This window comes from Plebeiibacterium marinum, from assembly GCF_026013615.1.
GTDB classification, from domain to species: Bacteria; Bacteroidota; Bacteroidia; order Bacteroidales; family Marinilabiliaceae; genus Saccharicrinis; species Saccharicrinis marinus_A.
On sequence record NZ_JAPDPI010000040.1, the window covers coordinates 37,597 to 48,509 of the forward strand.

The following is a 10,913-nucleotide window of genomic DNA, read 5'->3' on the forward strand; positions in this document are numbered from 1 at the left end:
TATATTGTACCAGAGTCTTCATAAAGGTTCTAAATGTATCTATGCATGGCTATAAAGATAGAAAAAGAATCCTATTAAGAAATTGTTAAGTAACAGATGATTTGAGCAACACCATAATTCCCTTGATTAATGGATTTTTCTACACTTATGTAATCAAGTATTTTACTACCCGTTTATTATCCACTGAATCACTGCTTCTTACGTAATTTTCTACAATTAAAGTAACAACCTGGGGTAATTCTACATTTTTGTAGGATAAAATCTGGCGTGCCAAACTCTAAAATAAAAATACAAATTTTATTCACCCCTGTTTTTCAACCTATTACAAGCACAAACCAACATCACCCCTGCTCTTTAATAATGTTTTTGGCACATCGTGTGAATTAAGGAAATCAGAAGACAATATGAAATATAAACATAGACAATTAGTATAAACCTATTAAAATTTTTTAGAGATGAGAAAAGTAGCAATTTACGGAAAAGGCGGTATCGGTAAAAGTACAACTACTCAAAACACAGTAGCAGGATTAGCTGAAATGGGAAAAAACATCATGGTAGTAGGATGTGACCCAAAAGCAGATTCAACTCGTTTATTACTTGGTGGATTAGCACAAAAAACTGTACTTGACACTTTACGTGAAGAGGGTGAAGATGTTGAATTAGATGATGTAGTAAAAGAAGGATACTCTGGTGTTCGTTGTGTTGAGTCAGGTGGTCCGGAGCCAGGTGTTGGTTGTGCTGGTCGTGGTATCATTACTTCTATTAACCTGTTAGAACAATTAGGTGCTTGGGATCCAAAATTTGCAATTGACTATACCTTCTATGATGTATTGGGTGATGTAGTATGTGGTGGTTTTGCCATGCCAATACGTGATGGTAAAGCAGAAGAGATTTACATTGTAGTATCAGGTGAGATGATGGCAATGTATGCTGCAAACAACATCTGTAAAGGTATTCAAAAATACGCTCAGGCAGGTACTGTTCGTTTAGGAGGACTTATCTGTAACTCTCGTAAAGTAGACAACGAAAGGGAAATGATTGAGCAATTAGCTAAACAACTAGGAACTCAAATGATTCACTTCGTACCTCGTGACAACATGGTTCAGCATGCTGAAATTAACAGAAAAACTGTAATTGAGCACGCTCCTGAACATGCACAAGCTGATGAATACAGAGCTCTTGCAAAAGCCATGGATGAGAACGAATTGAAAGTAATTCCTACTCCTCTTGAAATTGAAGAGTTAGAGAAATTATTAATGGACTTCGGTATCATGAACTAATGTTCAGTACCCAGATAAAAGCTAAAAGTTAAAAGTCCAAATACTTAATAATAAACAATTTGATTTTGAGATGCAGATTCTCTCATCTCAAAATCACTAATTAAAAAATAGGAGACCCATAAAATGTTAATGATAAAAGCAATTGTTCGTCCAGAAAAATCAAGCATAGTATTAAAGGCATTATTTGAAGCCGGTTATGTTGCAGTTACAAAATCACCTGTAGTAGGTAGGGGTAAACAACGTGGTATCAAAATCGGTGATGTTACTTACGATGAGTTACCAAAGGAACAGTTAATCATGGTGGTAAAAGATGAAGATAAGGATTTTGCAGTAAGCACAATCATGGAAGCTGCCCGTTCAGGTGAATCAGGAGCTTTTGGTGATGGTAAAATATTTATCTCTCCGGTAGAGGAAGCATACACTATCTCAAGAGGTGTAAAAGAGTTGTAAAAAGAGATAATAGACATTAGATAAGAGATAATAGATTTTCTATCTCTTATCAATATTACAACAAGTCTATTATCTAATATCTATCATCTAATAATCTAAGAGAACATGAAAAAAGTAATGGCAATAATAAACATCGACAAGATGAACGCTACAAAGAAAGCCCTTTTAGATGCCAATATCACTTCGATGACTGCATCGGGTAAAGTATTTGGACGAGGAAAAGGACTTTGGGAAGCAAAAATTCTTGAAGGTGTTAAAAACAATCAACCTGAGGCTTTAGAGCACTTAGGGAAAGAACCTCGACTTCGCGCACAAAGAGTATTAGAAATCGTAGTTAACGATTCTTTTGTTCAGCCTGCTGTTGATGCAATAATTGAAGCCAATCAGGATGCACCACATGGATGTGGAAAGATATTCGTAATGCCAATTATGGATGTGATTCAGGTAAGAACAGGCGTTACTGGCAGCAAAGCAGTGGATTAAGAAAGTAAGTTTTTATCACATTTTAAAAACAAAACTCATGGTTAAAAAGAAAGATTTTTCAGCAGGATTACCGGATCCTACTCCATTAATAGAAGATATTATTAGCAAATACCCTAGAAAAGTAGCTAAGAAACGTGCTAAGGCGATGATTGCTAATACCCCTGATGAAGATCAGGAAATCCAGGCTAACGTTAGAACAATTCCAGGAATCATTACCCAGCGAGGATGTACTTATGCAGGATGTAAGGGGGTGGTTTTAGGACCAACAAGAGATATTATCAACCTGGTTCACGGCCCAATTGGTTGTAGCTTTTATGCCTGGTTAACACGTCGTAACCAAACCAGACCAGAAACTCCAACTGATGAAAACTATATGATGTATGCATTTTCAACTGATATGCAGGATGAAAACATCGTATTTGGTGGTGAGGTAAAATTGAAACAAGCAATTCGTGAAGCTTTCGAATTATTTAAACCTAAAGCTATTGGTGTATTCTCTACATGTCCGGTAGGTTTGATTGGTGATGATGTTCACGCTGTATCTCGCGAAATGAAAGAAGAGTTAGGCATCAACATATTTGGTTTTTCTTGTGAAGGTTACCGGGGTGTATCTCAGTCGGCTGGTCACCACATTGCAAACAACCAGGTATTTAAAAATGTTGTTGGTTTAAATGACCGCCCACGTAAATCGAAGTTCCAGCTGAACTTATTGGGTGAATATAATATTGGTGGTGATGCCTTTGAACTAGAGGCTTTATTTGAAGAAGTTGGAATTGAGTTGATTTCTACATTCTCAGGTAACTCTACTATCAAGAGTATGGAATATGCCCATACAGTTGACTTGAACATTGTAATGTGTCACCGTTCAATCAACTACATCGCAGAGATGATGGAAGAGAAATATGGTATTCCATGGATTAAAGCCAACTTTATCGGATCAGAAGCTACAGCTAAAACACTTCGTAAAATTGGTGAATTCTTTGATGATGCAGAACTAACAGCTAAGATAGAAGAAGTTATTGCCCGCGAATCTGCGAAAGTAAAAGAAGTAATGGACGCTATCAAACCTAAAACAGAAGGTAAATTAGCGATGATGTTTGTAGGAGGTTCTCGTGCTCACCATTACCAGGAGCTATTTAAAGAACTTGGTGTAACAACAGTATCAGCCGGTTACGAATTTGCTCACCGTGATGACTACGAAGGTCGTAAAGTGATTCCTAATATTAAAATTGATGCAGATACCCGTAACATTGAAGAAATCACTGTTACTAAAACAGAGAATCCTGAATTATGGAGGGAAGATCTTGTTGAAAAGAAAGCTGCGTTGGAGAAAAAAGGATATGAGTTTAGCGATTATGAAGGTATGATGCCTGAGATGACTAAAAACTCATTGGTTATTGATGATATTTCTCACCTTGAAACTGAAAAGTTAATTGAGTTCTACAAGCCAGACATTTTCTGTGCCGGTATCAAAGAGAAATATGTAGTGCAAAAATCTGGTGTGCCATTGAAACAGTTACACAGTTACGATTACGGTGGCCCTTATACTGCGTTCGGTGGAGCAATTAATTTCTTTAAAGAAATGGAACGTATGTTAGTTACCGATGTGTGGAAATTAGTTGACACACCTTGGAAATCGGAGCCAGAGATTGTAGGCAGCATGACTATTAACGCTTAATCATTAGGAGGATTTTACTATGTTATTACGACATACAACAGAAAAAGAAATAGATAGAAAGGCACTAACCGTTAACCCGGCAAAAACCTGTCAGCCGGTAGGTGCCATGTACGCAGCTTTGGGGGTTCACGGATGCTTGCCCCATAGCCACGGATCACAAGGATGTTGTTCTTATCACAGATCAGCCCTTACCCGCCACTATAAAGAGCCTGTAATGGCAGCCACTTCATCATTTACCGAAGGTTCTTCTGTATTTGGTGGTCAGGCCAACTTACTACAGGCAATCGGAACCATATTTTCAGTATACGATCCTGAAATCATTGCTGTTCACTCTACTTGTTTATCAGAAACAATTGGTGATGACCTTGGTCAGATCGTTGCAAAAGCTAAAACAGATGGTAAGATTCCTGAAGGAAAACATGTTATCCAGGCTCCAACCCCAAGTTATGTTGGTTCGCACGTAACCGGATACCACAATATGCTGGAAGCTATCGTTAAGTATTTTGCAATGAAAACTGACGAGGCTAAACGTCAGGTCAACCTGTTGGCAGGTTGGGTTGAGCCTTCAGATATGCGTGAGTTAAAAAGAATTACAGGAATGATGGGTATTAAAACAGTATTGGTTCCTGATACTTCTGATGTTTTAGATACTCCTATGACTGGAAAGTTCGAAATGTACCCTAAAGGGGGAACTACCATTCCTGAATTAGTAAGCATGGGCGACAGCATGAAAACTGTAGCTTTAGGTGAATGGGGTACTAAAGGTGCTGCTGTAGCATTGGATAACCAATGTAAGGTTCCTTTTGATCTGATTGATCTTCCAATCGGAGTAAAAGCTACAGACCGTTTCATCATGGCTTTATCAAAAGCAGGAGCAGTTTCTGTACCTGAGGCCATTAATGATGAAAGAGGTCGTTTAGTAGACTTAATCACCGACATGCACCAATATTTCTACGGAAAACGTGTTGCTTTATACGGAGATCCGGATCAGTTAATTCCAATGTGCGAGTTCTTATTAGATCTTGATATGATCCCTGCTTATGTTGTTTCAGGTACTCCTGGAAAATCTTTTGACAAAAAGATGAAAGCTGTATTTGGCGACAAAATTGACCAGGTTAAATTCAAGAATGGAGCAAATGCTGATATGTTCCAGTTGCATCAGTGGATCAAACAAGAAGGTGTTGATTTATTGATTGGTAACACATATGGAAAATATATCGCTCGTGATGAGAAGATTCCTTTCCTAAGAATGGGATTCCCAATTGTTGACCGTGTTGGACATTCATATTTCCCAACTTTAGGTTACATGGGAGGAATTAGAATCCTTGAAAAAATGCTTGACTTATTAATGCAGCATCAGGATGAAACCTGTGATGAAGAAAAGGTTGAGCTTGTAATGTAATATAAGATAAGAGATTATAGATAAGAGATCATAGACTTATGTTATTCGAGGACAAAGTATGTCTAATGTCTCTAATCTCTTATCTAAAAATCTTGAAGAATTTGTGTTTGCCAGAGGTTAAGACTAGCGGGGTGATTTCTCTTCGGAACGCCGAAGAATAATAGGTGGTATAAATTAATAAGTTACCCCGCCGGTCTTTATTTTTAAAAGTATCAAGTAGTAAGTATCAAGATCCAAGACTTACTTACAACTTGAGAATCATCTTGATACTTGATACTTGTGTCTTATGTCTAATGAGAAATCAATCTTCTATTAAAAAATAAGATTATGTCAAAATATATTAAAGATAGAACACCCCAGATTGTTACCATTGGCGAAGACCAACATGATTTAGCCTGCGAAAAGAAATCAGTAGCAGGATCTGTAAGTCAGAGAGCTTGTGTTTTTTGTGGTTCAAGGGTAGTGCTATACCCAATAGCAGATGCCCTGCATATTGTTCATGGCCCAATAGGATGTGCCGCCTATACATGGGATATCAGAGGAGCAATGTCGTCAGGACCTCAATTGCACCGACTTAGCTTTTCGACCGACTTACGCGAGAAAGATGTGGTTTTTGGAGGAGAAAAAAAATTATACAGTGCCCTAACCGAACTTATTGAAGCCTACAAACCCAAGGCTGTTTTTGTATACAGCACATGTATTGTAGGCGTTATTGGCGACGATGTGGAGGCTGTTGCAAGACAGTTAACCAAAGAAACAGGTGTAGAAGTAATACCTGTTATGAGCGAAGGTTTTAAAGGAACAAAGAAAGATGGATACAAAGCTGCCTGTGATGCATTAATGACTTTGGTGGGAACAGATGACGATTATGTTGCACCAAAATACAGCATTAACATTTTAGGTGATTTTAACCTGGCCGGAGAGCTTTGGATTTTATCTGAATACTATAAAAAAATTGGCGTGGAAATAATTGCATGCCTTACCGGCGACGGCCGTATAGAACAAGTCAGAAGATGTCATAAAGCATCTTTAAATGTTGTTCAATGTTCTGGTAGCATGATGCATGTTGCCAAAGAAATGAAAGACAAGTACGATATCCCTTTCAAAAAGGTATCATACTTTGGTATTGAGGATATGTCGGATGCCCTATACGAGGTTGCACAGCACTTCAACGATCCTGAGCTAATGGCCAATGCAAGAGCCCTTGTATCTGAAGAGCTGGCCAAATTAATCCCTGCACTTCAACCCTACCGCCAAAAACTGGAAGGTAAAAAGGCAGCAATTTATGTAGGGGGAGCCTTTAAAGCCATCAGCTTAGTAAAGGCCTTGCGATTACTGGGAATGCAAACTGTGGTTGTTGGATCTCAAACAGGTAATAAGGATGACTACAACCTATTGAGCAAAATCTGTGACAAAGGAACTGTAATTGTAGATGATTCTAACCCAAATGAATTATCTGACTTTGTTAAACAAACGGGAGCAGATTTGTTTATAGGCGGCGTTAAGGAAAGGCCTATTGCATATAAGCTGGGTCTAGGTTTCTGTGATCACAACCACGAACGCAAAGAAGCATTAGCCGGATATGTGGGTATGCTCAACTTCGCAAAAGAAGTGTACGCTTCGTGCATGAGCCCTGTGTGGAAGTTTATTGAAAAGTAGTATCAAGATGCAAGTATCAAGACACAAGACTATTTACTTGATGTAAATATATGTTACAACTTGATACTAATCATTAATCAGTCAAGTCTCAAAAGCAAGATAAAAATCATCTTGACACTTGATACTTGATACTTGATACTCATTATTTAATCCATCAAGTCTCATTTGCAAGATGTACTTCATCTTGATACTTGATACTTGATACTTGATACTAAAAATTATGGCCGACAAAATACCAGTATTAAAAGAACGTAAAAACTTCGTTGCCACAAGGAATGCCTGCAAGGTATGTTCCCCATTGGGCGGAAGTATAGCATATAAAGGAATCAAAGGATGTGTTCCTGTAATTCATGGCGGACAAGGATGTGCCACTTACATCCGCCGATATTTGATTAGTCACTACAAGGAACCTGTTGATATTGCCTCTTCAAACTTTAGTGAAGAATCTACAATTTTTGGTGGTGAAGCAAACCTCAGTGCAGCTATTCAAAATGTAATAACCCAATACAAGCCCGAAGTAGTTGGAGTTTGTACTACCTGTTTAGCTGAAACTATTGGTGACGATATTGGACAGGCTCTGAGAAATTACAAGGCAGCAAATGCCGATGACAAGAGTATTCCAGAATTTGTATACTCATCAACACCCAGCTACCAGGGATCGCATATGGATGGTTTTCATGAAACGGTAGCTGCCATCACCAAAACATTTGCCACAAAAGTAGAGCTCAACGAAAAAGTAAACATTTTTCCGGGATTTTTATCTACTGAGGATTTAAGGATGCTAAAGGATATTCTGGAAGATTTTGAAATAGACTATATCATGATCCCTGACTACTCTGAAACTTTGGATAATCCGGTTTGGGATACTTACCACCGGATTCCGGATGGAGGAACATCTGTTGAGGATTTAAAGATGATGGGAGGTGCCAAAGCCAGTATTGAATTTGGTCCGGTTTTAAACAGAGGAAACCTGGCCGGAAGAGTGAAAAACAAAGACCTGGCATTAACCGGAGCTGAATATCTTGAAAAAGAATTTGGAGTAAAAAAGTTTGGCATCAACATCCCGGTTGGCATTACCCAATCTGATGAGTTATTTGAAATATTGAGCGATATCAGCGGAAAGGATATTCCTAAAAAATACACCATGGAACGTGGCCGCTTAATAGATGCCTATGCTGATGGTCATAAATATGTTTTTGGGAAAAAAGCTGTTGTATACGGCGAAGAGGATCTGGTAATAGCCATGACAAGTTTTCTGGATGAAATTGGTGTGGAAGTTATTTTAGCCGCTTCGGGAGGAAACAGCGGTATCCTGAAAAACGAAATTGAAAAATGTGCACCTGTTCATGGCAAAACTACCGAGGTACTTGGTGATTTGGATTTTGAAAAAATCAATGAGCTGTGCATCGATATGAAACCTGATTTCATCATTGGAAATAGCAAGGGATATTACATAGCCCGTGAACTAAACATCCCAATTATAAGAGTAGGCTTCCCTATTCACGACAGGATTGGAGGTTCAAGGCTGAAACATATCGCATACAAAGGCGCTCAGGAAAACTTTGATAAGATATGCAATGCCATGATGGAATACAAACAAGAAAACTCAGAAGTTGGGTATAAGTATATATAAATAAAGTATCAAGTAGTAAGTATCAAAACACAAGATTATTTACATGATTTAGACATTTTGTTATTTACAGTTAATAAAAGATACAAATAAGAAAAACCATCAAGAAATATCAAACACTCATATGAAAGCTTTAAATCATCTTGATACTTGAGTCTTGATACAAATTAACAACCATCAAGCTAGTTCAAATATCTATAAGCAAGATATAAACATCTTGATACTTGATACTTGATACTTGATACTAAAACGAAAGCATATGATTGACTTCAAAAAACACCCCTGTTTCAATAAAGAAGCAAAAGGACAATATGCGAGAGTGCATTTGCCAGTAGCTCCTAAATGCAATATTAGTTGTAACTATTGTAACCGCAAATTCGACTGTGTAAACGAGAGTCGTCCAGGTGTTACATCAAATATACTTACACCGGAGCAGTCAATAGTATATTTAACATCGCTACGCGAAAAAATGCCCCATCTATCGGTAGTTGGAATTGCCGGCCCTGGTGATCCGTTTGCCAATCCGGATGAAACAATGGAAACCTTGCGCCAGGTAAGGGCAAATTTTGAAGATATGATTCTTTGCGTTTCATCAAATGGTTTAAACATTGCTCCTTACATTGAAGAACTGGCTGAATTAAAAGTAAGCCACGTAACCATAACTATCAATGCACTGGATGCTAAAATACTTGAAAAAGTATATCGCTGGGTAAGGTTTGAAAAGAAAGGATACTTTGGTTTGGCCGGAGCTGAACTGCTTTTAGAAAAACAATTAGAAGCTATTGATAAGCTAAAAGCTGCTGGTATTACGGTTAAAGCCAATGCGATTGTGATACCTGGAATTAACGACAAGCACCTTCCTGAGTTAGCAGAAGGATTGGCAGCCAAAGGGGTTGACCTGATGAATACCATCCCATTGATTCCGGTGGAAGATACTCCATTTGCTGATTTAGAAGAGCCTGCTTCGGCTTATATGAAAGAAATACGCAAGAAAATAGGCGAATTCCTTCCACCTATGACACACTGTAGCCGATGCAGAGCTGATGCTGCCGGGTTATTAGGAAAAGACAGTACTGAGGCCATGGAACTATTATCTGAAGCTGCTAAAGTACGTATCGACAAAGGCGATACTGCAGAAAGGCCTTATGTTGCCGTAGCCAGTAACGAAGGAATATTGGTGAACCAGCACCTTGGTGAAGCAGAAAGGCTTTATATATTTAAAGAAACGCCTAACGGATACAAATTAGTAAACCAAAGGGTTACTCCTCCAAGAGGAAATGGCGACAAACGTTGGGAAGAACTGGGTGATACATTAAGCGACTGCAGAGCCATATTGGTTGGCGGTGTTGGTCCTAAACCTTCAAAAATACTGGCCCAATCCGGAATTGAAGTCATCGAAATGTCCGGATTGATAGATCAGGGTATGGATGCTGTATACAAAGGAATGGAACTAAGAACCATTACCAAAGCCGAAAGCTTTAAATGCGGTGCAGGATGCTCAGGCACAGGTACTGGGTGCGGGTGATAAAGCGGATAGCTAATAGCTAATAGCTAATAGCTTATAGCCAATAGCGGATAGCGGATAGCGGATAGCTGGTAGCTAAGAGCTTATAGCTTAAAAACATTTAAGCATCATGTTTACCATGCTGTAAATAAAAGCCCATTCAGGGGTTTGGGGTAAATGCAAGCTGCAAACCAAAGCCCTGACAGCCAAGAAAACTGAGATTGCTACAAACAATCAACAATGAGCAATGAGCAATTAACTCTATTGATAATTGTTGATTGATAATTGATAACTGATAATTGTAAAATTAACCTATAATATTCAAAGCAATGAAAAAACCGGAATATCACATTTTAGTTTGCAACTCATACCGTGTTGCAGGAGATGCTCAAGGATTTTGTAACAAAAACGGAGCAACCGACTTTATTCCATACATTATTGAAGAATGTAACGACAGAGGATTAGACGTTGCAGTTTCAAGTACTGCATGTTTAAATGTTTGCAGCCAGGGGCCGATCATGGTAATCCATCCGAACAATCTTTGGTATGGCCAGATTACAGAAGAAAGAATTGATGAAATCCTTGACGCACTTGAAGAAGGCGAAGCTGTAGAAGAATATCTGATAACTGATTAACTTATTAGACAATTAGATAATAGATAAGAGATTTTGAGACTATTGTACTGCATTAACAACCTGAGTTCGATAATTATCGGGTCTATTATCTCTTATCTAGTCTCTGCAAGAAAACTCCTGTATTATAGTGGCCCCCTCCGCTCACCCCTCATCCCCTAAAGGGGAAGCCTCTCGCACCGTGTGGGTTGACAC

General features: G+C 38.5%; 9 protein-coding genes. All 9 read left to right on the top strand.

Annotated features, from left to right (window positions below):
• The first annotated feature begins 455 nt into the window (after positions 1-455).
• Entirely contained in the window at positions 456-1,280 is an 825-nt protein-coding gene (nifH, locus tag OM074_RS16405; protein ID WP_301201408.1) for a nitrogenase iron protein, read from the top strand.
• A 129-nt stretch (positions 1,281-1,409) separates the two neighbouring features.
• Positions 1,410-1,730, top strand: coding sequence for a P-II family nitrogen regulator (locus OM074_RS16410; protein WP_301201410.1), 321 nt, complete (start codon positions 1,410-1,412; stop codon positions 1,728-1,730).
• A 105-nt stretch (positions 1,731-1,835) separates the two neighbouring features.
• Complete coding sequence (locus OM074_RS16415; RefSeq protein WP_301201412.1) at positions 1,836-2,213, top strand: P-II family nitrogen regulator; 378 nt, start codon at positions 1,836-1,838, stop codon at positions 2,211-2,213.
• 37 nt (positions 2,214-2,250) lie between these two features.
• On the top strand, positions 2,251-3,891 hold the full coding sequence (nifD, locus tag OM074_RS16420) for a nitrogenase molybdenum-iron protein alpha chain (RefSeq protein WP_301201414.1): 1,641 nt from the start codon (positions 2,251-2,253) through the stop codon (positions 3,889-3,891).
• A 19-nt stretch (positions 3,892-3,910) separates the two neighbouring features.
• Positions 3,911-5,293 (top strand): nitrogenase molybdenum-iron protein subunit beta, encoded by a 1,383-nt coding sequence (nifK, locus tag OM074_RS16425; protein WP_301201416.1) that lies wholly within the window; start codon positions 3,911-3,913, stop codon positions 5,291-5,293.
• A gap of 327 nt (positions 5,294-5,620) precedes the next feature.
• Positions 5,621-6,952: a nitrogenase iron-molybdenum cofactor biosynthesis protein NifE gene (gene nifE, locus OM074_RS16430; RefSeq protein ID WP_301201418.1), complete on the top strand. Its 1,332-nt coding sequence runs from the start codon at positions 5,621-5,623 to the stop codon at positions 6,950-6,952.
• A gap of 220 nt (positions 6,953-7,172) precedes the next feature.
• On the top strand, positions 7,173-8,585 hold the full coding sequence (locus OM074_RS16435; protein ID WP_301201420.1) for a nitrogenase component 1: 1,413 nt from the start codon (positions 7,173-7,175) through the stop codon (positions 8,583-8,585).
• Positions 8,586-8,841: 256 nt separating this feature from the next.
• On the top strand, positions 8,842-10,107 hold the full coding sequence (locus OM074_RS16440; RefSeq protein ID WP_301201422.1) for a radical SAM protein: 1,266 nt from the start codon (positions 8,842-8,844) through the stop codon (positions 10,105-10,107).
• 308 nt (positions 10,108-10,415) lie between these two features.
• Positions 10,416-10,721 (top strand): (2Fe-2S) ferredoxin domain-containing protein, encoded by a 306-nt coding sequence (locus OM074_RS16445; protein WP_301201424.1) that lies wholly within the window; start codon positions 10,416-10,418, stop codon positions 10,719-10,721.
• Positions 10,722-10,913 lie beyond the last annotated feature (192 nt).

Bases quoted from the DNA above. Each gene is read 5' to 3' on its own strand.
- nifH (WP_301201408.1), top strand. From the start codon at position 456: ATGAGAAAAGTAGCAATTTACGGAAAAGGCGGTATCGGTAAAAGTACA.
- OM074_RS16410 (WP_301201410.1), top strand. From the start codon at position 1,410: ATGATAAAAGCAATTGTTCGTCCAGAAAAATCAAGCATAGTATTAAAG.
- OM074_RS16415 (WP_301201412.1), top strand. From the start codon at position 1,836: ATGAAAAAAGTAATGGCAATAATAAACATCGACAAGATGAACGCTACA.
- nifD (WP_301201414.1), top strand. From the start codon at position 2,251: ATGGTTAAAAAGAAAGATTTTTCAGCAGGATTACCGGATCCTACTCCA.
- nifK (WP_301201416.1), top strand. From the start codon at position 3,911: ATGTTATTACGACATACAACAGAAAAAGAAATAGATAGAAAGGCACTA.
- nifE (WP_301201418.1), top strand. From the start codon at position 5,621: ATGTCAAAATATATTAAAGATAGAACACCCCAGATTGTTACCATTGGC.
- OM074_RS16435 (WP_301201420.1), top strand. From the start codon at position 7,173: ATGGCCGACAAAATACCAGTATTAAAAGAACGTAAAAACTTCGTTGCC.
- OM074_RS16440 (WP_301201422.1), top strand. From the start codon at position 8,842: ATGATTGACTTCAAAAAACACCCCTGTTTCAATAAAGAAGCAAAAGGA.
- OM074_RS16445 (WP_301201424.1), top strand. From the start codon at position 10,416: ATGAAAAAACCGGAATATCACATTTTAGTTTGCAACTCATACCGTGTT.